We start from the raw sequence: 25433 nt of genomic DNA on the forward strand, positions 1-25433 counted from the left end.
GCTTGTCCATACCCACAATCTATACCCCTCGGGGGTATAAATCAATGGTGATGCCCCTCACGATTCCACGCTCGCAAAGACATCCGAATCGAAGACATCCCAGAACCCGAACTGCGGCCAGGCACAGTCGCCATCGACGTCGCCTGGTGCGGGATCTGCGGAACCGATCTCCACGAATATCTGGAGGGGCCGATCTTCGTCCCACCGGCGGGCCACCCGCATCCGATCTCCGGCGAATCAGCCCCAGTGACCATGGGGCACGAGTTCTCCGGCACGATCACCCACCTCGGCGAAGGCGTCACCGACCTGAACGTCGGCCAGAACGTCGTCGTGGAGCCCTACATCATTGCCGAAGACGTCGACACCGGCCCCGGCCAGAGCTATCAGCTGTCGAAGGACATGAACTTCATCGGCCTCGGCGGCCATGGCGGCGGACTGGCGGAGAAGATCGTCGTGCAGCGTCGCTGGGTGCACCCGATCGGCGATATTCCGCTCGATCAGGCTGCGTTGATCGAACCATTGTCAGTCGCCCACCACGCAGTCGTTCGCTCGGACGCCGCATCCGGCCAGACCGCCATCGTCGGCGGCGCAGGACCCATCGGCCTCCTCACTGCCGCCGTCCTCAAAGCCAAAGGACTGACCGTCTACATCTCCGAGCTCTCCGAGGCGCGCAAGCAGATGGCACTCTCAACAGGCGTCGCCGACGAGGTCTTCGACCCGCGTGAGTCCGACGTCGCCGAAACCGTCCGCGAGTGCACGGGCGGACGTGGAGCCGACGTGGGATTCGAATGCTCGTCCGTCCCCGCGGTTCTCGACATGCTCCTCGACGCCGTCCGTCCCGGCGGAGTCATCGTCAACGTGTCCATCTGGGGGCACAAGCCCGAGGTCGATATGCCGAAGCTGGTCCTCAAGGAGATCGACCTGCGTGGAACCATCGGCTACTCCGGCGACCACCCGGAGACGATCAGACTGGCCGCCGGCGGCACCATCGATCTCTCAGCTTTCATCACCGCACGCATCGGCCTGGACGAGCTCATCACGGGCGGCTTCGACGAACTCATCAGCAACAACGAGCACCACGTGAAGATCATCGTCGACCCACGCGCCTGAGCCACCAGGAACCTCCTCGATACCCTCTAAACGAGCACTACGCAGATTCGAGGGAGCAGATTGTAGATTCAGTCCGCTGAAATCAACATTCCGCTCCCTCGAATTTCTGCATTCACGCACGCGCCTCCGCACTCGCACGCTTGACTCCGCATTCACGCACCCTCTCCGCGGGAGGAACGCACCCGCGCTCGACATTGCATCAACGTGCAGTTATGACTCATACTTGCTCATGCTGTTCAACTTCGCTTCTGATCGTCGACTGCCCTCGGGCATCGCAGGTCGTGTCGAAGTCAATGAGAACCACACACCCTGGCTCGCCTGCGAGCCGGCCTCACCGCGGAGGACCCCATGGACCTGCAACTCATACTGGCGTTGGCCGCCGGCATCGCGACGATCGTCGTCATCGTGCTCGCGACCCGACTCGACGCCTTCATCGCCCTGCTTCTGGCGGCCGTCGTCACCGGCATCGTCGCCGGTCAGGATCTGCTCTCGATCATCGACTCGATCACCACCGGCTTCGGCGACACCCTGGCCAGCATCGGCATCGTCATCGGCCTCGGCGTCGGCATAGGCAAGATCCTCGAAGTCTCCGGAGCCGCCGACTCCCTCGCCCGCGCCTTCCTCCGTGCCTTCGGCAAGGGCCGTGAGCCGTGGGCGATGGGAACCGTCGGCTCGCTCGTGTCCATCCCCGTCTTCTGCGACTCCGGCTACGTGATCATGAATCCGCTGGCTCGTTCGATCGCCCGCGTGAAGAAGGGCGGCTACGTCACCCTCGCGCTGGCTCTGGGCTGCGGTATGACCCTGACTCATCACATGGTGCCGCCGACGCCGGGTCCTTTGGCTGCCACCGGCATCCTCGGTGCCGACATCGGATCGGTCATCCTCGCCGGCGTCGTCTTCACCGTCATCCTCCTGCCCGTGGTCGTCGTCTACGCGCGCTGGATCGGGCCGAAGCTCGAGCCCGTGCTCAACGCCCAGGTCAAGCATGACGTCTACACCGAGGTCTCGGCCGCCTCGGCGGAGGGCACCAAAGAAGGATCATCCAGGGTATCCACCCTCACGGGCGACCATGAGCACTCCGGCGACAGCTCCACCGACTCCGCGACGTCGCAGGACGCGGCCGGCCCCGCCCCGGGCACCGGCAAGAAGCCGGGCGCCTTCCTCGGCTTCCTGCCGCTCATCGTCCCGCTGCTGCTCATCGTGGCCAACACGGTCGGCACCGCAATCGACAAGAGCGCACAGGGAGAGCTCGCCGGCGAGGCGTACGAACCCTCCGCCTGGGTCGCTCCGCTGGCATTCTTCGGCAACCCGGTCGTCGCCCTGATCATCGGCCTCATCCTCGCCGTCTACACGCTGCTGCCCCGCGTGACCCCACGCAATCAGGTGCAGAGCTGGCTGGCCGACGGTGCCGCCTCGGCCGGTCTCATCCTCCTCATCACCGGCGCCGGTGGCAGCTTCGGACTGGTCCTACGCGAATCGGGTGTCGGTGACGCCCTCGCCGAGGCGATCGCCTCGATCAGCCTGCCTGCGCTTCTCGTCCCGTTCCTCATCGCCTCCTTCGTTCGGCTGGCTCAGGGATCGGGTACGGTCGCGATGATCACCGCCGCCTCGGTGACGGCTCCGCTCATCGCCCCGCTGGGACTCGATCCGCTCGTGGCCGTGATGGCCTGCACCGCCGGTTCGATGGTCTTCTCCTACTTCAACGACTCCTACTTCTGGGTCGTGACCCGATTCGCCGGTCTGGACGGCATCAACGCCATCAAGGGCTGGTCGGGAATCACCACTGCCGTGTGGATCTGTTCCCTTCCGCTGCTGTTCGTGCTCGACTTGATCGTATGAGCACCTTCCACCTGCCGGATCCCGGCACGACGGCAGCTTCCCCCTCGGCGCAGGAGAGCCCGCGCATCCTCATCGTCGCCGACGACCTCACCGGCGGCAACGCCTGCGGGGCCCTGTTCGCCGAGGCGGGACTGCGAACGATCACCGTCACCGACACCAGCCCGGCCGGCAGCGTCGACCTCGGAGGTCTGCTCGATGACTTCGATGCGGTCGTCGTCAACACCGACTCCCGCCACCTGCCGCCGCAGCAGGCCGGCATGGTCTACTCAGAACTCATCGAGTCCGCCGGTGCCGTCGACCTCGTGGCCTGCCGCATCGACACCACTCTGCGCGGCAACGTCGGGCCGGCCGCGGCCGCCGCCATCTCGGCGCGCAGCCGTGCACTGACCGCGCACGGCGGTCTGCAGCACCGCGTCCTGGGACTGTGCGTTCCGGCCTTCCCTGCCGCCGGCAGAACCACCGTGCAGGGGCGGCAGCTGCTGGGCGGTCGACTGCTCGAACACACCGAGCTCGCCTACGACGTCCGCTCCCCCATCCGCACCTCCGTCATCGAGGAGATCCTCGCCGACGGGACGGATCTCGACTGTCACGTCATCGCTATCGCCACCGTCCTGGCCGGCCGTGAGGCCGTGGCCACCGCCGTGCTCGACGCCATCGGAGAAGGGGCCGACGTGCTCATCGCCGATGCCCTGACCACCGAGCATATCGAGCTCGTCGGTTCCGTCATCGCTGAGATCAGCCACGACCTCGCCGAGGCGGCCACCCCACAGATCCGCAGCCGCGCAGGTCTGGCCGACGATGAGCGGCTGGACTGGGTGACCATCGATCCCGGACCCGGCAGCCTCGCCCTGGCCCAGTCACGGCTGCCTGCTCGTGCCGATGGCATCGTGCTCGGCATCTCGGGCTCGGCCACCGAGGTCACCCGCTCTCAGCTCGCGGCCGTAGCCGAGGACCCCACGGTCACGGTCCTCCGTGCACCCGTGGACGACGCGGGCCTGCCCGATGTCCAGGCCACACTGGGCCTCATCGATCGGGCCGCCTCGGCGCGGGCGATCGTCATCGCCACCGTCCTCGAGTCCAGCGATCTGCGCGAACTCACCGATGCCGAATCCGAGCAGACGACACGGCGATTGGCACTGATCGCCTCAACGGTCATCTCCACCATCCCGATCTCCGGCCTCTACACGACCGGCGGAGACGTCACCGCCATGGTGGTGCGCGAGCTCGGCGCGATGGGGATGGAGATCGACAAGGAGATCGTGCCCCTGGCCGTCGGCGGCCGCCTCGTCGGCGGGCGCGCCGACGGACTGCCGATCGTCACCAAGGGCGGTCTCATCGGCAACGCCGGCACTGCCGTCGAATGTCTCGAATTCCTGTCGACCACCGCCCGCGTCAGACGAAACTGAATCGTGCACGACGAACCTTGCACCCCCATCGACCGACAAGATCCGAACCATTCGAGGAGACAGCAATGACAGCACCAGCACTCGCCGTGACCGTGGGCGATCCCGTCGGAATCGGACCGGAGATCACCTCCACCGTGCTCGCGGAGTTCGCGGGCAGAGACGATCAGCACGGGATCGCCGTCGCGGATCTGGCCGTGATGAGACGTGCCGTCGACGTCCTCGGACTCGATGTCGAGCTGCGCGCCATCTCCGACTGGTCGACCCCGTCGGCCGGCGAAGGCGTCATCGACGTCTTCGACATCGGCGTGCTCGACGATGACCTTCCCGAGTGGGGCGTCGCCGACGCGCGCGCCGGCAGGGCTTCGGTGGCCGCGATCGAGATCGCCACCGAGGCGGCCATGGCTCAGCAGGTCGCCGGCATCGTCACCGGCCCCATCAACAAGGAAGCCGTGTGGAAGTCCGGATCGCAGCACCTCGGGCACACCGAGATGCTCGGTGAGCTGACCGGAGTGACGAAGCAGGACACGATGTTCGTCGTCGAGAACACGAAGGTCCCCGACCACAAACTCCAGATCTTCTTCGCCACCCGCCACATGTCCCTGCGCAAGGCCATCGACGCCCTCACCGTCGAGACCCAAATCGACTCGATCGAACGCGCCCATCGTGCCCTGCAGCTCTACGGCGTCTCCTCGCCGAGGCTGGCCGTCGCCGCGCTCAACCCGCACGGTGGTGAGAACGGCGCCTTCGGCGACGAGGAGATCGAGATCCTCCGTCCGGCCGTCGAGAAGGTCAATGCCAGTGGCGCCTTCGAAGTCGCCGGACCGATCCCTGCCGATTCCGTCTTCCATCAGGGGCTGACCGGCCGCTTCGACGGCATCCTCTCGCAGTACCACGACCAGGGACACATCGCGTCGAAGACCTTCGACTTCGATGGGACGATCTCGGTCACTGTGGGCCTGCCCATCCTGCGCACCTCCGTCGATCACGGCACTGCCTTCGACATCGCCGGTCAGGGCATCGCCGATGCGGGCACCATGCGCTCGGCCTACCGGGCGGCCATCGGCTACGCGCCGTTCGTCGACGGCATCCGCGCGGAGTACCTGCCGAAGTAGGCTGAGTCATATGACCGACCGCGGCGACTCAGCTGCGATCGGCTCCGTGACCGAGGAGAGGAAGACAGATGGCGATCCGATCAGGGACCCAGCGGCGCCGCGAAGCCATTCTCGGCCTGCTCAAGACCGGATCGTGGAGCATCCCCCGCCTGGCCGGGGCCCTCGAGACCTCGGAATCGACGATCCGCCGCGACCTGCGCGATATGGCCGCAGACGGTGAGATCATCCGCACCATCGGCGGAGCCGCTGCCGCAGGGTACGTCGAACCGCCGCTGGGCGAACGGATGGAACAGCAGGCCGAAGCGAAGGACGCCATCGCCGCCCGCGCCCTTGCACACCTCGACGATGCCCGAGTGCGCACCGTCTTCCTCGATGCCGGATCGACGGCTGTGCGTCTGGCCGAGAGGATCAGGGACCGCAGCGAGCTCACCGTGGTCACCCGCGGCCTCGAGATCGCACTGACCCTTGCCCATCCTGCCGGACCCACTGTCATCATGATCGGCGGTGAGGTTTCGACCCTGTCCCACGGAACGACCGGGGCGCTGTCGGACCATGCACTGGCCCGCATCCATGTCGACCTCGCGTTCCTCGGCGCCGATGCCGTCGACACCGCTCAGGGGCTCGGCGAACCGAGCCTCGACGAAGCCCGGACGAAGGAGCTCATCGCCGAGCGGGCAGGCGCCGTCATCGTCCTCGCCGACAGCTCGAAGGCAGGCCGCGAGGTCGCCGCCTGGGCACCGTTGCCGCCCGGCTGGACGTGGATCGACGAACGCGGTGAGCACACGCAGGGCTGACGGCCCGCAGCCGCCGATCCGACCGTTCTCACACCTTCTGTTCGCGCGCCATCTGACGGACGTAGACAGGAGCGGCGACCAGCGCCGGCAGCATCACGAAGCCCACTGGCACAGCGGTGATGACGATCGCCGACTGCAGAGCCTCCACTCCCCCGTCGCCGAGGCTGATGAGCACGGCCGCTGTGATGCCGATGAGCAGAGCCCAGGTGGCGCGCAGCCTCGGAGAGGGTTCCCCGGAGGTCATGCACGACTGAGACATCGCAAACGACATCGAGTCCGTGGTCGTGGCGACGAAGGTCATCGTCAGGACGAGGAAGCCGAGGCTGACGACCAGCGACAGCGGCAGGTGGCCGCTGATCGCCATGACAGCTGCGGGCAGTCCGCCCTCCATGAGCGGCTCCGAGATCGCCCCGTCCGACTTCTGCTCAAGGAAGATGCCTGTGCCGCCGAGCACTGTGAACCAGAAGGTCGTGGCCACGGGAGGCAGCACCGTCGTGCTGATGAGCAGATCGCGGACCGTACGGCCCTTGGAGATCCGGGCGACGAAGATCGCCATCAGCGGCGCATAGCCGAGGAACCAGCCGAAGAAGAAGACAGTCCACCCGGACAGCCACTCGGTGTCCCCGCGGTAGAGGGTCATGCTGAAGAAGTCGGTGACGTAGAGGGCGAATCCGTCGAAGAAGCTCTTGACGACGAACCACGCCGATCCGAGCACGAGCACCGCGGCCATGAGCCCGAGCGCCAACCACACATTCGCGGAGCTGAGGAATCGGATGCCGCGGTTGACTCCGGAGAAGACACTGACTCCGGCGACCGCGGTGAGCGTCGCGATGACGATGAGCTGGACGGGATAGATGTCGGGGATCCCGAACAGCGAATTGAGACCGTAGGAGACCTGGAGGCCGAGGAAGCCGACCGGGCCGATGGTGCCCGCCGCGACTGAGATCACGCACACGACGTCGACGATCGCAGCGATCGGTCCGGTGGCCGCACGCCTGCCCATGATCGGATACAGAAGGCTGCGGGGGCGAAGCGGCATGCCCTTTTCGGCAGCGCGCATCATGACGATGGCACCCAGCGAGCCGAGAATCGCCCAGGCGAGGAAGCCCCAGTCGATGAAGCTTGTCGCCAATGCCGCGGCCACTGCGTCGATTCCGCCGCTGTCGGAGAAATACGGCGGCCTCGAGGTGTAGTGGTACATCGGTTCGGCGGCCGCCCAGAACACTCCCCCTGCCGCGAGCAGGGTCATCATGATCATCGCGATCCAGGAGAAGCGGTTGAAGTCCGGCCGTGCCTGATTGCCCAATCTGGCCTTCGCCCAGGGGGTGAAGACGAGGACGAGTGCGATGAGGAATGTGGCCAGCAGCAGGATCTGCCAGTACATGCCGAAGATCTCGGCGCAGGCGGCGAACCCGGCCCCCACCCAGCCCGACATCCGATCAGGGACGATGAGAGCGAGGGCGACGAAGCTCGCGAGGATCCCCACGCTCGCCCCGGCCACGGGCCGGTCGAGGCGGCGGGGGCCGATATGGCTGGGGTCGTCTGTCGCAGGAGGCGGCTCAGCCGCCTGATCGGCGGTTGCCGTACGGGTGCTCGTCTTGCTCATGGGTGGCGCTGCCTTCCGTGCCCCGCTGACTCTGCCGTCGGGTGCGGGGCTGTTGGGTGTCGATGCTCGTTCCGTCTGGAATCGCAACGGTCCAGTCTAGGGGGCGGAGCACCGCAACGGTCCGCCAGCAGAAGGATTTCCGCTCGAATGTGCGACGACTCACCCGCCTCGGTGGCCTGCCCCGGAACCTCCGCGCCGTACCCGGTTGAGTGCGTTCGTCGGCGGGCTCACTCCCCGGCGATCTCGAGCAGCACCTTGCCGATCACGGAGCGTGATTCGAGCTCCTTGATCGCTGCTGCCGCCTGCGCCAGCGGATAACTCGCATGGATGCGCGGATTGAGACGCCCGGCGGACACATACTCGGCCACGGCCTGCCACTGTTCGTCGATGAGCGACGGATGGCCGACAGTCGCCGCGCCCCACGCGACACCGTCGATGGAGATGTTCTTCAGCAGCAGGCGATTGACCTTGATCGAGGGGATCTCACCGGCAGTGAAGCCGAGAACAAGAAGCCGACCGAACGGAGCGAGCACTCGCGTCGAATCGGTGAATCGGTCGCCGCCGACGGGGTCGAAAACGAAGTCGACGCCGCTCGGACAGATCTCCTTCGTCGCGTGTTTGAAGCCGTCGGCGAATACGACATGCTTCGCGCCGACCTCACGAACCGCGTCGGCCTTCGCCTCGGTCGAGACGACGGCGATGACCTCGAGGCCCATCGCCAGGCCCAGCTGCACTGCGGCCGAACCGAGACCGCCTGCGGCTCCGTGGACGAGGAGGCTCTGGCCAGGCTGGGCATTCGCGCGCACTCGCAGTGCGAAGTCAGCGGTGAGCACGTTCATCGGCATGCCTGCGGCATCGGCCAGGGAAACCGAATCCGGGACCGCCACGGTGGCCTCGTCGCCGGCGACGAGGTATTCCGCGAAGGTTCCCTTCCCAGTGATCGCAGCAACGCGGTCCCCGACGGAGTAGCGGGAGCCCGGCCCCGCCTCGGCGACAGTTCCAGACGCTTCGGAACCCAGAGTGAAGGGCAGGTCGTGCTTGACCTGGTACATTCCTCGGGTCTGCAGCACCTCGGGGAACGTCACTCCGGCATATGCGACCTTGATGAGCACCTGCCCGGGCCCCGGCGAAGGGCGCTCCACATCGAGATGCTCCACATCATCGGGTCCGGTCAGAGCGGTGACGCGAATGGCTTTCATAGTTTCCTCGCTAACGTTGTGGCCCACGCGGAGCGCTAGAGCTCCGGTGGCGGCGGTCTTCTCACGTCTATCACACCGCGCGGCTATGACCGTGATCACTTTCACGGCTTGACTCTCCCGCCCGGGGTGAATACTGTGAACTCTACTGAACGATTGTTCACTCGGGAAGGTCAAGGATGACACAATCACCGGCAGGGTTCGATGAGGACAGCATCGGCAGATGGATCGAGCAGAGATTCGGGGTCAGCGACTTCGAGGTCGAAGTGATGTCGGTCGGTCGCTCGAACCTCACGTTCACCATCCTCGTCGACAGCAGTCCGCGTTGGGTGCTGCGCCGCCCGCCCCTCGGCCACGAAGGCGGCAGTGCTCACAACGTCGCCCGCGAAGGCCGGATCATGGCCGCTCTCAACGACAGCAGCGTTCCGGTGCCGACCGTCCTCGACATCGTCGATGACCCGGAGGTTCTGGACGTGCCCTTCGTGTTCATGGATCACTGCCCCGGGTTCCCGATCAACACTCCCTCCGAGTGGGAGTCCATCCCTGCTGAGAATCGCCGCGACTGCGCCTTCGGCATGATCGACGCCCTGGCGGCGATCCATTCCGTCGACGTCGACGCTGTCGGTTTGTCCGACCTGCGCCGGCCGGGCGGACTCATCGACCGACAGCTGCGTCGCTGGATCGGGCAGGTCGAGAAGATCGCGATGCGCGAGACCCCGATCATCCATGAGGTCCACGACGTCCTCCGCGAGGCCATGCCCGACCCTGCGGGCTCGCCGGTGGGAATCGCACACGGGGACTTCAAACCGAACAATATGATCTTCGCGCCGTCGGGGTCGATCAACGCCGTCGTCGACTGGGAGCTGACAGCCATCGGCGAGGTGCTCACCGACCTCGGCTATTTCGTCGCCATGCTCACGGTGCCCGAAAAGTACACCAGCATCTGGGTGCCCCGCGCCGACGACGGTTTCCCCACCACAGACGAACTCATCGACCGCTATCAGGAAGTCAGCGGGCACGAAGTCCACGATGTCAGCTACTACTCGGCGTTCGCGATGTGGAAACTGGCCTGCATCCGTGAAGGCGTCTACACACGACTGGCGACAGGCAAGATGGGCGACCTCGATCTCGACCCGGACGAGGCCGGAGCCGGGGTCGAAGACCTCGCTCGCCAAGCCCTCGACCTGTTGGAGAGATCATGACCTCGCCCCTGGTCGGCATGCGTGCGGTGGTCACCGGGGCCGCCGGTGGAATCGGCGCAGCTTTGGCCGCCGAGCTCATCGAACGCGGTGCGTCAGTCGTTCTCGCAGACCTCTCCCCCACTGTCGGCGACACCGCCGCCTTACTCGGCACCTCGGCCTTCGCTTGGACAGGGGACGTGTCATCGGTCGAAGGAATCGGTGCGCTCATCGATTCTGCCGACGACCGCTTCGGCGGGATCGACCTGTACTTTGCCAATGCCGGAATCATCGGTCCATCGATGCTCGGAGAATCCGACGCCGACTGGGACACGATCATCGACGTCAACATGCGCGCCCATATCCGCGCCGCGCAGGCACTCGTCCCCCGTTGGCAGGAGGCCGGTTCCGGGTATTTCGTCGCCACCGCTTCGGCGGCAGGACTGCTCACGCAGATCGGCTCGGCCGCGTATTCGGTGACGAAGCATGCGTCGGTCGCATTCGCGGAATGGCTGGCCATGACCTATCGCGACGACGGAATCCGCGCCTCAGTGGTCTGCCCGATGGGAGTGAACACGAATCTGCTCGACGACGCCGGACCCGCCGGCGACGCCGCCCAGAAGGCCGTGACCTCAGCCGGGACCGTCCTGGAACCCGCCGAGGTGGCCGCCATCGTTCTCGACGCCGTTGAGAACGAGCAGTTCCTCATCCTGCCGCACCCCGAAGTGCTCGAGATGTACCGGATGAAAGGCAGCGACTACGACCGCTGGCTGCGCGGAATGTCCCGATACCAAGCACGACTCAGTGAACAGTGACACCGAGCCCCACCAGCGGGTGAGACTCGCCTGAGACCAGACCTCACAGCAACCATCGAGAAGCAAGGAGCCCCCGTGTTGGAAATCAGCGAACGCGGACGTGAGTATCAGCAGCGCCTGAACGCGTTCATGGACGAATTCGTCTACCCGGCCGAGCCGGTCTATGCCGAGCAGATGGCCGCGGCGGCCAGCCCTCACACACAACCGCAGATCCTCGAAGACCTCAAGGCCGAAGCGAAGAGGCAGGGCCTGTGGAACCTCTTCCACCCGCACCCGGAATGGGGACCCGGCCTGACGAACCTCGAATACGCTCCATTGGCCGAGATCACCGGACGCAGCCTGGAGATCGCCCCCGAAGCGATCAACTGCAATGCACCGGATACCGGAAACATGGAGGTCTTCACGGTCTTCGGCACCGATGAGCACAAGGAGAAGTACCTGGGGCCCCTGCTCGAGGGTGAGATCGCCTCGGCGTTTGCGATGACAGAGCCGGCTGTGGCCAGCTCCGACGCGACGAACGTCGAGATGAGCATGGAACGCACCGACGACGGATTCGTGCTCAACGGCCGCAAGTGGTTTGCGTCGAACGCGATGCATCCGAACTGCCGAGTGCTCATCGTCATGGGCAAGACCGATCCCACCGCCGAGGTGCACCGTCAGCAGTCGATGCTCGTCGTGCCGATCGATGCCGCCGGAGTCACAGTTGTGCGCAACCTGCCCGTGTACGGCTACGCCGACCGGGAAGGCCATGCCGAGATCATCTTCGAGAACGTTCTCGTGCCGTTCAAGGACATTCTCAAGGGTGAAGGCGAAGGCTTCGCCATCAGTCAGGCACGCCTGGGCCCGGGCCGGATCCACCACTGCATGCGTGCCATCGGAGCCGCCGAGCGGGCGCTCGAACTCATGGTCAAGCGCGCAGAATCTCGCGTGACTTTCGGTGAGAAGCTGTCGAATCGGGCGAACATCCAAGACTGGATCGCCGAGTCCCGGATCGAGATCGATCAGGCTCGGCTGCTGACCCTGCACGCCGCGGACAAGATGGACAAGTATGGCAACAAAGTGGCGAAGAACGAGATCGCGGAGATCAAGGTCGTCGCACCGACGATGGCACTGAAGGTCATCGACAGGGCCGTTCAGGTCCACGGCGGCGGCGGAGTCACCGAGGACTTCCCCCTGGCCCGGATGTGGGCGCATATGCGCACCCTGCGTCTGGCAGATGGACCGGACGAAGTGCACAAACGCTCCATCGCCCGCAATGAGATCAGGAAATACCGCGGCTGAGGTCGGCTCTTCCGCGATACAGTGACAACCCACCGGGCCCGGACCAGTGTGCGCGGGCCCGGTACCGCCTGCGAAAGGATGTTCAATGACGAACAATTGGTTTGAGGATCGCCCATGGATCACCACCTTGGGTGATCTCGCTCAGGAGCCCTATGTGCTGCCGGATTCCACGCCCTTGGCCGACCTGGCCGCCACAGTCGACGCCCGTGGCGACGAGGAAGGCATCAACTACTACGGATTCACCCTGACCTGGGCGGAGTTCGACCGCTGGTCGACGGCTTTCGCTGCCTTCCTCTCGGCTCACGGAATCACGCCCGGCGACAGAGTCGGCATCTATGACCAGAACACCCCCGCGTTCGTGATCTCCACCTACGGGATCTGGAAGGCCGGAGGCACCGTCGTCCCTCTCAACCCCATGTACCGCGGCGAGCTCGAGCACATCTTCTCCGACTCCGAAGTCAAGGGACTCATCGTCTCACAGGCCGCCTACCTCGATCGGGTCAAGGACTATACGGCAGACGTGCCACTTGTCGTGCTCAGCGACGACCGAAGCTTCCAGACGGACGGCCCCGAAGCGATCTACGCCATGTTCGACTCGCTTCCGCGGTTCGACGAGCTGCCGCCGGCCGAGGGACGCTTTGCATTCGCAGACGCGGTGCAGAGCAATCTCGATACCGACTTCACCCCGCACTCCCCCGCCCCTTCGGACCTCGGGCTCATCGCCTACACGTCCGGCACCTCGGGGCGGTCGAAGGGAGCGGCAGCCACACATGCGAATATCTCGAGCAATTCGCGCTACTGCCTGCGCAACCCGATACTGGGCCCCGGTGACGGCTACGTCTCACTGGCGCCGCTGTTCCACATCACCGGATTCATCTGCCAATTCCTTGCTGCTGTCGCCGGCGGCGCCCGTCTCATCCTCAACTACCGTTTCGAGCCCGGTTCGCTCATCGCTCTGTGCGAACGGGAGAAGCCTGCATACATGGCCGGCCCGGCCACGATCTACACAGCGATGATGGCCCACCCTGATTTCAGCGCCGAGAAGTTCGCTTCCTTCAAATCGCTCATGTCCGGCGGTGCACCGCTGCCCGAGGGGCTGGTGAATAAGTTCGAACAACGTGCCGAGATCTATGTCGGTCAGGGCTACGGCCTGTCGGAGACCTGCGCTCAGGTGGCCACCGTTCCGCACGGATTCCAGGCCCCGGTCGACCCGGACAGCGGGAACCTCGCCTGCGGTCTGCCGCAGGCGGACGTGATGATCCGCATCCTCGATGATGACGGTCGACCGGTGGGTCCCGGGGACGTCGGGGAAGTTGCGATCTCCGGACCTCAGGTGGTCTCCAGCTACCTCAACAACCCACAGGCCACGGCCGAGCAGATCCCGAACGGCGAGCTGCACACCGGCGATGTCGGGTTCATGAATGAGGACGGGTGGCTGTTCATCGTCGACCGGAAGAAGGACATGATCAATGCCTCGGGTTTCAAGGTGTGGCCGCGTGAGGTCGAGGATGTGCTCTACACTCACCCGGCGGTGCAGGAAGCCGCTGTCGTGGGCATCCCCGATGACTACCGGGGAGAGGATGTGGCGGCCTTCGTCACGCTGCAGCCCGGCGGCGAGGCGACCGCAGAGGAGATCATCGCCTTCTGCCGGCAGAGGCTCGCCTCCTACAAGGCTCCGCACCAGGTGACGTTCATCGATCAGCTGCCGAAGACGAGTTCCGGTAAAATCCTGCGGCGGACCATCCGCGCCGATGCCGTCGAAGCCGCCCAAGCAGCTAAGCAGGCTGCTGAGCGGGCGGCCGCTCCCGGCGACTGAAGCCGGGCCCACTCAGCGCATCACGTTTGGTGCACGAACTCCCGCATTCGGCGCACTGCTCTAGGAGGCGAAGCCTTCCGCTGTGCGGGTGCCTGTGCGAGTGCCTGGTGCCTGTGCGGTCGAGTTCCGGACGATCTGTGCGGGAATTCGTGGCCGAAACCCGCACAAGACGTCCGGAACTTGCCGTCTCGCGCTTGCCGACTGGCCCGCTCAGGCGAGGCTGACGGTTTCGGCCCCGCCGATGGAGGCAAAGCGGTCGGGCTGACAGGTGAGCAGGATGACCTGGGACTTGCGCCCGACATTGCCGAGGATGACGTTGAGCGCAGCCAGACGCTGCTCATCGGAGAACCCGAAGGCATCGTCGAGGATGACCGGGGCACCGGAGTCCCTGTCGACGAGCGTGGCCACGGCGAGGCGGCCGATGAGCGCCAGCTGTTCCTTCGTCCCGCCCGAGAGCGCCTCGAAGGCGACGGTGCGCCCGTCGAGCGTGCGAGAGACGATTTCGAGATTCTCGGAGATCTCCACCGACAGCCCCTGCCCGAAGATCACTCGCCCCAGCTTCTCGATCGCCTCTTTGAACGGGGCGACGTACCTCCGCTGAGCCTCTTCCTTATGGGTGAGCACGGTCTCGCGCAGCAGTCGGATCGCGTTCGCCTGTCGCTGCAGACGGGAGAGCCGCGAACGCAGAGATTCCAAGGATTGCTCTGCAGCTTTGAGCTTGTCGTAGATGCCTTCGGCGGCACGATCGTCGATGAGGGCAGAGAGCTGATCGACCTCTTGCCGGTCCTTCTCCTGCTGCTTCTGCTTGCTCTCAACGAGCTGGCGGGCGTTCTGCAGTCGCATCTCCAGGGTCTCGGGGTCAGCGGCCTCATACTTCGAGCGTGCGGCCGCGGCCTCGTCCTCCAACTGCGTCAGCGTCTTCGCAGCTGCAGTCACAGCCTCGTCGAGTGACTCATCGGAATTCGCTTCCCTGTCCGTGCTGAGCCGGGTGCTGAGGTTCTGCAGCGTCGTCGCCGCCTGCTCACGCGTCGACTGCGCACGCACTGCGGCCACGCGTGCCTCATCCCGGTCGGCACGGATGCGGTCGAGTGCAGTCCTGGCCGTCTCGACTTGAGCAGTCGCGACGTCGACGGCTGCCGTCGACGATTCGACCCTGGTTTCGAGGTCGTCGATCGACGTTGCCGGCTCGCTCGTGTCAGCCGCGTCTCCCGCCACGTGTTCGGCTCGGGTGAGGGCCGCATCGAGTCCGTCGCGGTCGTCGTCTCCGATGAGCACGCGCAGAGTCGATGTGGCCTCGGCCAACACCGCCTCGGCGTCGGTGCGCACTTCGCTGCGTTCGCGTGCTTCGTCGAGGGTGGTCACGCCGAGGCGGCCGAGTTCGGCATCGAGACGGGACTGTGCGGATTCGAGTGCCCGGTCGAGTTCGGCCGGAGACTGTCCGGGGCGAACGGTGATGTCGACAACGGAGTCGATATGGATCTGCAGGTCCGTGACGACCGCGAATTCCTCGGCCACGTCCTTCGGCACTTCGGTTCCGTCGATGCTCACTGTGGTGTCGCCGAGGCGACGGGTGATGATCCGGGCGGCAGCTGAGGTCTTCGCGTTCTGCGCAATGCGCAGCTCGGTGATCAGTCCTGCGAGTTTCTCCACGTCTTTCGCGGTCACAGTGATCGACCCGATCGTCGCTCTCGCTTCGGCAGCTCTGCACTCCTGCTCGCGGATGTCGGTCAGCCTCTTCCGCAGAGCGTCGACCTGACTGCGAGCGCGGGTCAGATTGAGATCGGCGGCCGCGGTCTTCGCCTCCTCCTGAGCGGTGGCGAGTTCGGCCTGTCTGGCTTCGAGGCTCTTCTGCGCTTCATCGAGGGACGAGTCCTCTTCATTCTGTGCGGTCGTGACCTTCTCGAGCGCGTCGTCGGCAGTCTTGACCGCCTGTTCAGCAGCAGTCACCTCGGTGATGAGTGCCCGGCGACGGTCTCGCGCCTCCTCGGCACGCTGGCGTTCTCTCTGTGCGACGCCTGCGCGTTCGAGAGCTCGGTCGAGTCCGGTCTTGAGCCCGGATACGGACTGCACCGCCTGTTCGGCGTCTTCGCGTTCGGTCACGGCCGATTCCAGCTGGGAGCGCCCGGTCGTCAACCGTTCGGTTGCTCGAGCATGCCGGTCGACCAGCGCGTTCATGTCGGCACTGCGAGCCTTCAGCTCGCGATGCTGTGCTTCGGCGCCGGGCAGTTCCTCGGTGAGTCTGCGCAGCTCACCTGTCTCTTTCCCCTTGGCCGTGAAATACCTCAGGTATTCGGTTTCGACCCGCTCGAGGAAGACATCGTGGTCGGCCAGCTCTTCCCCGGCCGCGCCCAGAGCTCCGTGCAGAGCCTTGATCTCGGCCAAGGACGCCTGGTCGAGGCTGTGGCCCTGCGCGACGTCGAGGGCGTCGAGCAGGTCGACGTCGACGGTTTCGTCGAGGATCGCCAAGAACCTCTCATGTGCTTCGGTGCCGCTGAGCTGTTCGGGCACGGGTTTGAGGATGCTCAGCTCGGTGAAGGGCTGCTTGATCCAGCGTTTGCTGTAGCGGAGTTCGTAGTCCCCGGTGCTCAGGTGAAGTTCGACCTGCGGGCCGACGTCGGAGCCGACCGGTTGGGTGTCTTTGACACTGGCCTTGCGAGAGCTGTCCTTGTCCTCGCGCAGCTGGGTGATGGCCTGATGGATCGATGACTTCCCGACCTCGTTCGGGCCTTCGACGATCGTCACTCCGGAGCTGAAGTCGACGGTGGCGTCGGTGATGGCGCGGTAGTCGATGAGGCGGATGGAATGGAGTCTCATGAGCCGCTCCTGGCGAATCGGTAGAGCAGACCGAGTGCGTCTTGGGCCGCAACTGCGGAGTCGTCGTCTGCTGTGGCTCGTGCGGAGAGCTCGTCGAGGGCCTCCTGCAGGTATCCGCTCAGTCCGAGATCGGCGAAGTCGTCGTCGGCGGCGACGACAGCCAGGTCCATGTGACGCTCCCAAAGTGAGACGAGTGCGAACAGGTCGGCGAAGTGGTCGAGCTGTTCATCGAGGCGGGCCTTCGCCGCCGTCGGCAGAGTGCCGCGCAGGACCAACCACACCGCCGTGCGGTCCTTGTCGGGAACGGCATTCATCCGCTCTTCTAACTCGGCGACATCCTCGGGTGAGTTGAGGTCGGCTTCGATGACAGTGAAGGCCCATGTGCCCACGTGGACCTTGTCGACCTCGGCCCGGTGGGTGTCGGCGTCGATGTCGACGACGAGCACATTGCCCGGATCGGTCTCACGTCGGGAGGTCACCTCTGGTGCTCCCGGGTACCAGATGCGGTCGGCGACTTCGAAGGTCGCATGCCGGTCACCGAGCGCGACGAACTGGGCGCGATCCTCACGGAGCAGAGCCTGCAGATGGTCGGTGTCGATGGTGGCCAGCGATTCCCGGTCGGGGTCGAGGACGCTCACGGCTCCGTGGCCGGCGATGATGCGGATGCCACGGTCGGCCACCTCGGCGAGGTCGTTCGTCGCTGCGGCGACGAGATCCCCCTGGGGATGTTTGGAGAACCAGGGGGCTCCGACGATGTCGACCCCGGGGACGACGGTGAACGGATCGCTGCTGCGCAGGACGTGCACGTGGGAGGGCACTTGCGAGGAGAAGGCCTGAGAGTCGTAGATCGATGCGGCGTCCAAGGGGTCGTGATTGCCGGGAAGCAAAACGACAGGGACCGTGAACGCGTTGAGGACTTCGAAGGTGCGGGCGATGATGGCTCGGTCGAGCTGGTTCGTTTCGAATACGTCTCCGCAGACGAGGACGAACTCCGCGTCCGTCTCGGCGGCGAGCGCACCGATGCGGGCCACGGCGTCGAGGCGGGCACGGTGGAATCTCGGGCGCGCCTCTTCACTGAGGTAGTGCGCGGTCATACCCAGCTGCCAGTCCCCCGTAGCGATGAATCTCATCTGCTCCTCCTCGATCGGTCCCATCTTACGGTCGCGGGTTCACCCTATCGGCCGCCACTGACGCGAGTGATCTACACCACATATCTGCCCTGAGATTGAAACTTAGGTTAGGCTAAGCATTTGTGAACGCGATTGCACTGACTGCCACCGGGCTCAGCCTGGGCTACGACCGCACCGAGGTCGTCCACGACGTGAGCCTGACGATCGTCCCGGGACGGGTGACCGCCCTGCTCGGACCAAATGGGTCGGGCAAGTCAACCGTCCTGCGGACGCTGGCCCGGCTGCACCCGATCGCCTCGGGGAATGTCGTCATCACCGAGGCTGATGCCGACACTCCGGCAGGCACTCTCACGGCCAGAGAATTCGCCCGGTTCGTCACCCTGCTGTCCCAGTCGCGCCCGCACCCGTCGGGACTGAGCGTCCGTGAGATCGTCACCTTCGGCCGCCACCCGCACCGCAAGCGCTTCGCCGGGCTCACCGACGCCGATCGCGCTGCCATCGATCGCGCTCTCTTGCTCACCGGCACCATGACGATGGCCGACCGCCCGGTCGACCAGCTCTCCGGCGGCGAACTCCAACGCGTCTGGTTGGCGACCTGCTTGGCTCAGGACACCGGTGTGCTCCTGCTCGACGAACCGACGAACCATCTTGACCTGCGCTACCAGGCAGAGATCCTCGACCTCATGCGCGAACTCGCCGACGACCACGACATCGCCGTCGGCGTCGTCCTCCATGACCTCGACCATGCCGCCACCGTCGCTGACCACGTGGTCCTGCTCGAGCAGGGCCGCATCCGCTCGGTCGGCACCTGCGAGGACGTCTTCACCGCCGAGACGCTCAGCGAAGTCTACGGACTGCCCATCGCAACACGCATCGATGCCGACACCGGATTGGTCCGGGTCGAGGCTCTCCACCGACGGACCCGCCGCCCGGCCGCAGCCCTCTGAGCGCCCCCACCGCACTTTCTGACGTACACACTCCGATATCGCACCACCCCAGACCCGATCGCTGATCGGCCCACAGAAAGAAGACCATGACCACAACTCCTCTGTCGCGCACCTCGTTCGCCGCCTTCGCAGCGGCGACGGCGGTCTGCGCACTCGCCCTGACTGGGTGCGGGACGACCGACACCGACGCTCCCGCCGATGCGAAGTCACAGACCTCGGCCTCATGCGCGGACGACTCGAGCACCACCTCGGCGGATCCGGTCACGGTCACCGACGACACCGGTCACGAGATCGAACTGGACAAGCCGGCGGCGAAGGTCGTCTCGCTCGAATGGCAGTACACCGAGGATCTCCTCTCCCTCTGCGTCGACCCCGCCGCCGTCGCGGACGCGAAGGGCTTCACCACCTGGGACACAGCAGAGAAGCTGCCCGACTCCACCACCGACGTCGGCACGCGCCAGGAACCCAATGTCGAGTCGATCCTGTCGGCCGATCCGGATCTCGTCATCATCGAAACGACGAACCGCAAGGACAAGATCGTCGGTCAGCTCGAGGACCAGGGAATCCCCGTGATGGCGATGGCCGGCGCCGACGGCAAGGATCCCGTCAAGTACATGAAGGACACGTTCACCACCGTCGCCGAGGCGACCGGTCGCACCGAACGCGCCGAAACCGTCTTGGGCGACTTCGATGCGAAGCTCGACGACTCGAAGAAGGCCATCGCCGAGGCGGACCCGGCGACCACCGAATTCGTCTACTTCGACGGCTGGGTCAATGGTTCGAATGTGGCGCTGCGCCCCTTCGGTCAGGGATCGCTTATCGGCGAACTCGGTGAGGAGTCGGGCTTGAAGAACGCGTGGACCGGTGAGGTCGACCCCGCGTACGGGCTCGGCCAGACCGATATCGAAGGCATCTCGAAGGTCGGTGACGCGAACTTCTTCTACACCGGGACCGAGGACCCCGAGTCCGAGGACTATGTGGAGCTGCTGAAGAAGAACGACATCTGGGCGAACATCCCCGCCGTCAAGGACGACCGAACCACGGCCTTCCCCGCAGGGATCTGGACCTTCGGCGGACCGAAGTCGTCCGAACAGGCCCTCGACGCATACGTCGACGCACTGACCAAGTAGACCGTGGCCTCTCCCCTGACCCGCCCGAGCGCCTCCCAGCAGACGACCTCGGCACCGGAACCGACCGAGGTTGCCGTCCGCGGTCGAGGTCTCGTCGGCGTCCTGTCGACGTTCGCCGCTCTCCTCGGACTCGTCGCCGTCCTCCTCATCGTCTCCGCATGGCATGTCACGCAGGGGACCTCGGAGATCGGTGTCCCAGAGCTGTTCACGGCCGCGACCGGTACGCTCTCCCCCGCCGAAGATGGTCCCAGTGCCCGTGACATCCTGCTGGGATCGCGGCTGCCGCGCGTGGGGGCGGGCATCCTCGTCGGGATCGCCTTGGGCGTTGCCGGCGCCCTGTTCCAGTCGCTGGCACGCAACCCTTTGGCCTCGCCGGACACGCTGGCGGTCACCGGCGGTGCGTACTTCGCCGTCACCGTGGTCACCGCCTTCGGCATTGCGATTCCGCTCTGGGCCTCGGGCGGGGTCGCCTTCCTCGGCGGTCTGCTCGCCGCAGCCCTGGTCCTCGGCCTGGCTGGAGGCGCAGGTGCCTCGACGACTCGGCTCGTGCTGGCGGGCACGGCCACGGCGATGGCGCTGCAGGCGGGGACTTCGACTCTGCTCATCCTCTTCGCCGAAGAGACGACGAGTCTCTTCTCCTGGGGCTCGGGCACTCTCAACCAGCTCGACGGCACTGCGGCCCTGCGCAGCATTCCGGTCATCGCCGTCATCGCCGGCGCCGCGATTCTGCTGTCGAGGCGGCTGGATCTGCTCGGTCTCGGTGATGATGCCGCCTCGGTGCTCGGAGTTCCGGTCAGGTCGACCCGGGCCATCGGGATCCTGCTGGCCGTCATGCTCACCGCCACTGCGGTGACCCTGGCCGGGCCGATCGGCTTCGTCGGTCTCTGCGCTCCGGTCATCGCGCGGCTGTTGGCCCGCGTGATACCGGGCCTCGGCCGTCATGCCGTGCTCTTTCCGGCCGCCGGTCTCATCGGCGCGATCATCGTCATCGTCGCCGACGCCCTGCTGCGCGCCATCGTCGGCGCCACCGAGGCGATCACCCTGCCGTCGGGTGTGACGACGACCGTGCTCGGGGCGCTCGTCCTCGTCCTGCTGGCGCGGTCGATGCGCACGGCATCAAAGGCGGCGACCACCTCGGCGGCGAATTCGACGGTGGTCGGTCCTCGACGGGCCGGCCTCGTCATCGTCACCGGCGCCGTCGTTCTCGTCGCCGTCGCCGTGATTGGTCTGCTCACCGGGGAACGGTTCTACCTCCTCGGCGATATGCTGCTGTGGTTCCAGGACCGGGCGGCACCCGTCATCGACTTTGCCTTCGATTCCCGGGCGCCACGGGTCGCGGCTGCCCTGGCGGCCGGTGCTGCGCTCGGACTCTCCGGCACCCTCGTCCAAGCCAGTGCACGCAACCCTCTGGCAGAGCCCGGCCTGCTCGGCATCACCGGTGGAGCCGGACTGGGAGCCGTCATCGTCGTCACCCTCATCCCCGGCGCCGGGGTCGGTCTCGTCTCCGCAGTCGGCATCGTCGGCGCCCTGGCCGCCTTCGCCGTCGTCTACGGGCTGTCGTGGCGGGGCGGGATGAATACGGATCGTCTCGTCCTCATCGGCATCGGCCTGTGGTTCGGTTTCACCGCGCTGACCACACTGTTCCTCGTCCGTGCGAATCCCTGGGACACGCCTGCCCTCTTCACGTGGCTGTCCGGATCGACGTACGGACGGACGTGGGCCGACATCGGACCGGTCGCCCTCACCCTGCTCGTCGCCGTACCGTTGGCGTTCGTGTGGACGCGCGAGCTCGACCTGCTCGCCCTTGATGATGACACCCCACGGCTGGTCGGAGTTCCGCGTGAACCGGTGCGCCTGGCGGTGCTCATCACCGCTGCCGTGCTCGCAGCGGTGAGCGTATCGGCTGTCGGCGTCGTCGGATTCATCGGTCTCGTCGCCCCGCACGCTGCCCGCGCTCTGGTCGGCGCCCGTCATATCCGGGTCGTGCCCACGGCGATGCTGCTCGGATCCGTGGGCCTCGTCGTCGCCGACGCCGTGGGGCGCACGGTCACCGCTCCGGCGCAGATCCCGGCCGGTCTCATCGTCGCCCTCATCGGCGCCCCGTACTTCGTCTACCTGCTTGCACGCACCCGCGCCTGAGCATCAGCCCTCAATTGCCCACGCGGCCGCGTGCTCGCGGATGAAATCGCGCAGGCGCTCGACGACGCGGCCGGGCCGACGCACAGCCGAACACAGCGCGATCTCACGCACGTATTCGGCCCCGTCCAGGGCCACCTCGGTGATTCCGTCGACCGGACGCACCGCGGGCGGAATCAGCGCCACACCCATTCCGCGGCCGACGAATTCGCGGATCGTCGAGAACTCGGTGACCTCGATCTTCACCTCCGGATCGAATCCGCTCGCCCGACACCACCGGTCGGTCAGCGCCCGCAGATTGTAGCTCGCAGGAGAGGCAATGAATTCCTCGTCGGCCAGCCGCTCCAGGGTGATGCTGCGAACGCCTGCCAACGGGTGCACACCGGGCAGGGCCGCGATGATCGTCTGCCGCGCGAGCACCTCGTGGTTGACCTCGGCCGGAGGCGGAATGATGATCGCCAGATCAAGGGTGCCTCTCTGCAGATCAGCGACGAGCTCGGCACCGTGGGCCTGTTTGAGATCGAGTCGGATGCCGGGATGAGCACGATTGAACGCCGCGAGCAGATCGGGTACCTCACCGGCACCCATCGTCAGCGGAAATCCGAACCGGATCGTTCCGTGCTCGGGGTCGGCCGCCTCGGCGAGATCGACCAGCGCCGCATCGATCTCCGTCAGCGGGGCACGCACCGCGGCCACGAGATCCAGTGCCGCCGTCGTCAGACCGATGGCGCGTCCGCGCGGGACGGTCAACGGCACGCCGAGGTGGCTTTCGAGGGCGTGGATGCGTCGGCTCATCGTGGACTGGGGTATGCCGAGGGCGGCGGCGGAAGCTGCTCAAGCACGGTCGCCTCTCGGATTTCTTCACGACCGTCCGGCCGGGCAACCTGCACGTCATTGCGGCGGCCGGTCTGCAGAACCTCAGCCTCGTGTCGTTCCTCGTCAAGGAGCTTGCGGCCAGCCCATCGCGGAAGTTCGCGCAGCTACGACGCTATCTGCCGCTGGCCCGACGCAACGAGTGGACCCTGCTGCCGGCCGGGCAGAGGGCCCAGCTGGTCAAACCGGATCGGAAGAAGATCGGCGTCCTGCAGCAGGGCACCGAACTCGTCGTCTCCGCTGACGGCTCGATCGCGGGTCTGCTCGGAGCCTCCCCCGGAGCATCGACGGCGGTGCCGATCATGGTCGATCTGCTCAAGCAGGCTTTCCCTGCCCAATGGCACGGCACCTGGAAGTCCCAGATCGCCGAGGCGGTCCCCGACCTCGATCGCACCGACTGGACCGCCGAAACGGTCGCTCGTTCCCACGCCACGACCGATGAGGCGCTCGGCCTATCCCCGGTCAGCCTCGCGTGACCCGCGCGGACTTCCGTTGCGCACATGGCCCGCGTCGGGCGCGGAGATCAGCCACCTTCGGAAGCCGCAGATCTGAGACCTTATTTCGCGGCCCGGGACGTTGGCGGAAATGCACAATGGAATTCAGCCATCTTTGTGGCAGGTTGAATTGCATGGTGGGCATTTCAACTCTAATGTGACTCACAACACTTACTGTTAGGGAGATCACACATGAGGCGCCTGTCCCGCAATCTCGTCGCAATCTGCTCCACCCTCGCACTGACTGCCGGACTCGCTGCCTGCGGCAGCGGCTCCGACGAAGCCGGCGGTGCCGGCGACACGATCGTGGCCGAGACGGCCTTCAACCTCAAGACGATCGACCCCCATCGACAATTCGAGTTCACCGGGTCGACGATCGACAACGCCATCTACCAGACGGCCCTCGAGTTCGAGGACGGCGACCTCACCAAGCCGACCGACGGCCTCTGCTCGTACGAGATGTCCGAGGACAACAAGGAGATGACGCTGACCCTCAAGGACGAGGACGCGAAATTCTCCAACGGCGATCCCGTCACAGCCGATGACATCGTCTTCTCCTTCAAGCGTCTTCAGGGCATCAAAGGCAATCCCTCATTCTTCCTCGACGGAGTCAAGGTCAAGAAGGTCGACGACAAGACGGTCTCGCTCACCAGCTCAGAACCCAACCCGGCACTGCCCTACATCCTCCCCAACTCCTCGATCGGCATCGTCAACTCGAAGGTCGTCAAGAAGAACGAGGGAACTACTGATGAGAATGACGGCGCCGAACAGTTCCTCAATGAGAACTCGCAGGGCTCCGGACCGTACAAAGTGGAGAAGTACGACGCAGACAGCCAGGTCGTGCTGACAGCGAATGAGCACTACAACGGTCCCGAACCGAAGTACAAGCGCGTGGTGTTGCGCAATGTCTCTGCCGAGACCCAGCTGACCGATATCCAGTCAGGTCAGGCGCAGGTCGCTTTCGACCTCAACTCTGATCAGGCGAAGCAGATCGATGAATCGATGGGCAAGATCTCCAGTCTGCCCTCGACTCGCAGCCTCTACATCTTCAACAACACGGATGAGAAGATCGGCGGACCTGCAGCAGACCCGAATTTCCGCAAGGCTGTCATGGCGGCGATCGACTACGACAAACTCATCGACCTCGCTGGGAAGGGATCGCAGCGAATGGCCAGCCTCGTACCCAACGAGTTCGTCGGCGCCGTCGCAAAGGACGAAGCCCCGAAACGCGACCTCGCAAAGGCGAAGAAGCTGCTGAAGAAGGCCGGCTACGACGGAGAGAAGGTCCCCTTCCACTACTCGAGTGATCAAGCCGTCAACGGTGTCGATCTCGCGCAGCTCGCCGAGACACTGCAGGCGCAGCTGAAGGAAGCCGATATCAACCTCGATCTCAAACCGGCGCCGAGCTCAACTCAGCTCGACGGCTTCCGCTCGGCCAAGCAGCCGATGGGCATCGGGACCTGGGGTGCGGACTTCCCTGATCCGACGAACTACAACGTCTTCATTCCCGGCGGCAGCGTTGCCGAACGCGTGAACTGGAATGACGACCCGAAGCTGGAGAAACTTGCGGACGAAGCGGCCAAAGCGAAGGGTGATGCGCGAGATGCCGCCTACGCGAAGCTGTTCAATGCGACTACCGACACCGCGGTGTGGATCCCGCTCGTCCAGCCGGTCAGCACCGTCGCCGTCGGTTCGAGCATTACGAATTTCGTATCCAACGCCGACGTCTCCTTCGACTTCGCAAAGGCAGAGTGAG

The 25433-nt window shown here is 65.5% G+C and carries 19 protein-coding genes; 14 read left to right on the top strand and 5 right to left on the bottom strand.

Annotated elements, in window-relative coordinates:
• The first annotated feature begins 81 nt into the window (after positions 1–81).
• The 5 genes from ACTIIH_RS05510 to ACTIIH_RS05530 all read left to right on the top strand — a co-directional run bounded on the left by ACTIIH_RS05510 (position 82) and on the right by ACTIIH_RS05530 (position 6261).
• Positions 82–1110 (top strand): 2,3-butanediol dehydrogenase, encoded by a 1029-nt coding sequence (locus ACTIIH_RS05510; RefSeq protein WP_441451055.1) that lies wholly within the window; start codon positions 82–84, stop codon positions 1108–1110.
• Between the two features lie 348 nt (positions 1111–1458).
• Positions 1459–2949: a GntP family permease gene (locus tag ACTIIH_RS05515; protein ID WP_441450989.1), complete on the top strand. Its 1491-nt coding sequence runs from the start codon at positions 1459–1461 to the stop codon at positions 2947–2949.
• On the top strand, positions 2946–4355 hold the full coding sequence (locus ACTIIH_RS05520) for a four-carbon acid sugar kinase family protein (protein ID WP_441450991.1): 1410 nt from the start codon (positions 2946–2948) through the stop codon (positions 4353–4355). Before ACTIIH_RS05515 ends, ACTIIH_RS05520 begins: the two co-directional genes overlap by 4 nt.
• A 65-nt stretch (positions 4356–4420) precedes the next feature.
• Positions 4421–5467 carry a 4-hydroxythreonine-4-phosphate dehydrogenase PdxA gene (gene pdxA / locus ACTIIH_RS05525; RefSeq protein WP_441450993.1) on the top strand — a complete coding sequence of 349 codons (1047 nt, stop codon included), beginning with the start codon at positions 4421–4423 and terminating at the stop codon, positions 5465–5467.
• Positions 5468–5535: 68 nt separating this feature from the next.
• Positions 5536–6261, top strand: a complete 726-nt coding sequence (locus tag ACTIIH_RS05530) for a DeoR/GlpR family DNA-binding transcription regulator (RefSeq protein WP_173156514.1) — start codon at positions 5536–5538, stop codon at positions 6259–6261.
• Between the two features lie 28 nt (positions 6262–6289).
• On the opposite strand, the gene ACTIIH_RS05535 is transcribed toward ACTIIH_RS05530, so the two are convergent.
• Positions 6290–7867, bottom strand: a complete 1578-nt coding sequence (locus ACTIIH_RS05535; protein ID WP_441450995.1) for a BCCT family transporter — start codon at positions 7865–7867, stop codon at positions 6290–6292.
• Positions 7868–8094: 227 nt separating this feature from the next.
• Positions 8095–9066 carry an NADPH:quinone oxidoreductase family protein gene (locus tag ACTIIH_RS05540; RefSeq protein WP_441450997.1) on the bottom strand — a complete coding sequence of 324 codons (972 nt, stop codon included), beginning with the start codon at positions 9064–9066 and terminating at the stop codon, positions 8095–8097.
• 176 nt (positions 9067–9242) lie between these two features.
• On the opposite strand from ACTIIH_RS05540, the gene ACTIIH_RS05545 reads away from it, so the two are divergent.
• From ACTIIH_RS05545 to ACTIIH_RS05560, 4 genes are all read left to right on the top strand, one after another.
• Positions 9243–10265, top strand: coding sequence for a phosphotransferase family protein (locus ACTIIH_RS05545; RefSeq protein WP_441090960.1), 1023 nt, complete (start codon positions 9243–9245; stop codon positions 10263–10265).
• The gene (locus tag ACTIIH_RS05550; RefSeq protein WP_441450999.1) at positions 10262–11056 is read left to right on the top strand and encodes an SDR family oxidoreductase; all 795 of its coding nucleotides are present in this window, start codon (positions 10262–10264) and stop codon (positions 11054–11056) included. The genes ACTIIH_RS05545 and ACTIIH_RS05550 overlap by 4 nt, the downstream gene beginning before the upstream one ends.
• A gap of 75 nt (positions 11057–11131) precedes the next feature.
• Entirely contained in the window at positions 11132–12337 is a 1206-nt protein-coding gene (locus ACTIIH_RS05555; RefSeq protein ID WP_173156524.1) for an acyl-CoA dehydrogenase family protein, read from the top strand.
• Positions 12338–12422: 85 nt separating this feature from the next.
• On the top strand, positions 12423–14153 hold the full coding sequence (locus ACTIIH_RS05560) for a class I adenylate-forming enzyme family protein (RefSeq protein ID WP_441090962.1): 1731 nt from the start codon (positions 12423–12425) through the stop codon (positions 14151–14153).
• A gap of 210 nt (positions 14154–14363) precedes the next feature.
• Here the strand turns inward: ACTIIH_RS05560 and ACTIIH_RS05565 are convergent, their stop codons facing one another.
• Positions 14364–16967 (bottom strand): AAA family ATPase, encoded by a 2604-nt coding sequence (locus tag ACTIIH_RS05565; RefSeq protein ID WP_441451002.1) that lies wholly within the window; start codon positions 16965–16967, stop codon positions 14364–14366.
• Complete coding sequence (locus tag ACTIIH_RS05570) at positions 16964–18097, bottom strand: metallophosphoesterase family protein (protein ID WP_441090964.1); 1134 nt, start codon at positions 18095–18097, stop codon at positions 16964–16966. The genes ACTIIH_RS05565 and ACTIIH_RS05570 overlap by 4 nt, the downstream gene beginning before the upstream one ends.
• A gap of 122 nt (positions 18098–18219) precedes the next feature.
• Between ACTIIH_RS05570 and ACTIIH_RS05575 the strand changes: the two genes are divergently transcribed.
• The 3 genes from ACTIIH_RS05575 to ACTIIH_RS05585 all read left to right on the top strand — a co-directional run bounded on the left by ACTIIH_RS05575 (position 18220) and on the right by ACTIIH_RS05585 (position 22313).
• Entirely contained in the window at positions 18220–19044 is an 825-nt protein-coding gene (locus ACTIIH_RS05575; protein WP_441451004.1) for an ABC transporter ATP-binding protein, read from the top strand.
• An 86-nt stretch (positions 19045–19130) separates the two neighbouring features.
• On the top strand, positions 19131–20174 hold the full coding sequence (locus tag ACTIIH_RS05580; protein WP_441451006.1) for an ABC transporter substrate-binding protein: 1044 nt from the start codon (positions 19131–19133) through the stop codon (positions 20172–20174).
• Between the two features lie 3 nt (positions 20175–20177).
• On the top strand, positions 20178–22313 hold the full coding sequence (locus ACTIIH_RS05585; protein WP_441451008.1) for an iron ABC transporter permease: 2136 nt from the start codon (positions 20178–20180) through the stop codon (positions 22311–22313).
• 3 nt (positions 22314–22316) lie between these two features.
• Here ACTIIH_RS05585 and ACTIIH_RS05590 read toward each other — a convergent pair whose 3' ends face one another.
• Positions 22317–23105, bottom strand: coding sequence for a LysR substrate-binding domain-containing protein (locus ACTIIH_RS05590; RefSeq protein WP_441451010.1), 789 nt, complete (start codon positions 23103–23105; stop codon positions 22317–22319).
• Here ACTIIH_RS05590 and ACTIIH_RS05595 point away from each other — a divergent pair.
• Together ACTIIH_RS05595 and ACTIIH_RS05600 are read left to right on the top strand one after the other, a co-directional pair.
• Positions 23015–23659: a malate:quinone oxidoreductase gene (locus ACTIIH_RS05595; protein WP_441451012.1), complete on the top strand. Its 645-nt coding sequence runs from the start codon at positions 23015–23017 to the stop codon at positions 23657–23659. The genes ACTIIH_RS05590 and ACTIIH_RS05595 overlap by 91 nt on opposite strands.
• Positions 23660–23869: 210 nt before the next feature.
• Complete coding sequence (locus ACTIIH_RS05600; protein WP_441451014.1) at positions 23870–25432, top strand: ABC transporter substrate-binding protein; 1563 nt, start codon at positions 23870–23872, stop codon at positions 25430–25432.
• Position 25433 lies beyond the last annotated feature (1 nt).

It is taken from the genome of Brevibacterium sp., assembly GCF_052105255.1.
Taxonomy (GTDB): Bacteria; Actinomycetota; Actinomycetes; order Actinomycetales; family Brevibacteriaceae; genus Brevibacterium; species Brevibacterium linens_B.

Coding starts and splice junctions, on each gene's coding strand:
- ACTIIH_RS05590 (WP_441451010.1), bottom strand. CDS start 23,105: ATGAGCCGACGCATCCACGCCCTCGAAAGCCACCTCGGCGTGCCGTTG.
- ACTIIH_RS05535 (WP_441450995.1), bottom strand. CDS start 7,867: ATGAGCAAGACGAGCACCCGTACGGCAACCGCCGATCAGGCGGCTGAG.
- ACTIIH_RS05560 (WP_441090962.1), top strand. CDS start 12,423: ATGACGAACAATTGGTTTGAGGATCGCCCATGGATCACCACCTTGGGT.
- ACTIIH_RS05580 (WP_441451006.1), top strand. CDS start 19,131: ATGACCACAACTCCTCTGTCGCGCACCTCGTTCGCCGCCTTCGCAGCG.
- ACTIIH_RS05520 (WP_441450991.1), top strand. CDS start 2,946: ATGAGCACCTTCCACCTGCCGGATCCCGGCACGACGGCAGCTTCCCCC.
- ACTIIH_RS05565 (WP_441451002.1), bottom strand. CDS start 16,967: ATGAGACTCCATTCCATCCGCCTCATCGACTACCGCGCCATCACCGAC.
- ACTIIH_RS05540 (WP_441450997.1), bottom strand. CDS start 9,066: ATGAAAGCCATTCGCGTCACCGCTCTGACCGGACCCGATGATGTGGAG.
- ACTIIH_RS05515 (WP_441450989.1), top strand. CDS start 1,459: ATGGACCTGCAACTCATACTGGCGTTGGCCGCCGGCATCGCGACGATC.
- ACTIIH_RS05545 (WP_441090960.1), top strand. CDS start 9,243: ATGACACAATCACCGGCAGGGTTCGATGAGGACAGCATCGGCAGATGG.
- pdxA (WP_441450993.1), top strand. CDS start 4,421: ATGACAGCACCAGCACTCGCCGTGACCGTGGGCGATCCCGTCGGAATC.
- ACTIIH_RS05530 (WP_173156514.1), top strand. CDS start 5,536: ATGGCGATCCGATCAGGGACCCAGCGGCGCCGCGAAGCCATTCTCGGC.
- ACTIIH_RS05570 (WP_441090964.1), bottom strand. CDS start 18,097: ATGAGATTCATCGCTACGGGGGACTGGCAGCTGGGTATGACCGCGCAC.
- ACTIIH_RS05550 (WP_441450999.1), top strand. CDS start 10,262: ATGACCTCGCCCCTGGTCGGCATGCGTGCGGTGGTCACCGGGGCCGCC.
- ACTIIH_RS05600 (WP_441451014.1), top strand. CDS start 23,870: ATGAGGCGCCTGTCCCGCAATCTCGTCGCAATCTGCTCCACCCTCGCA.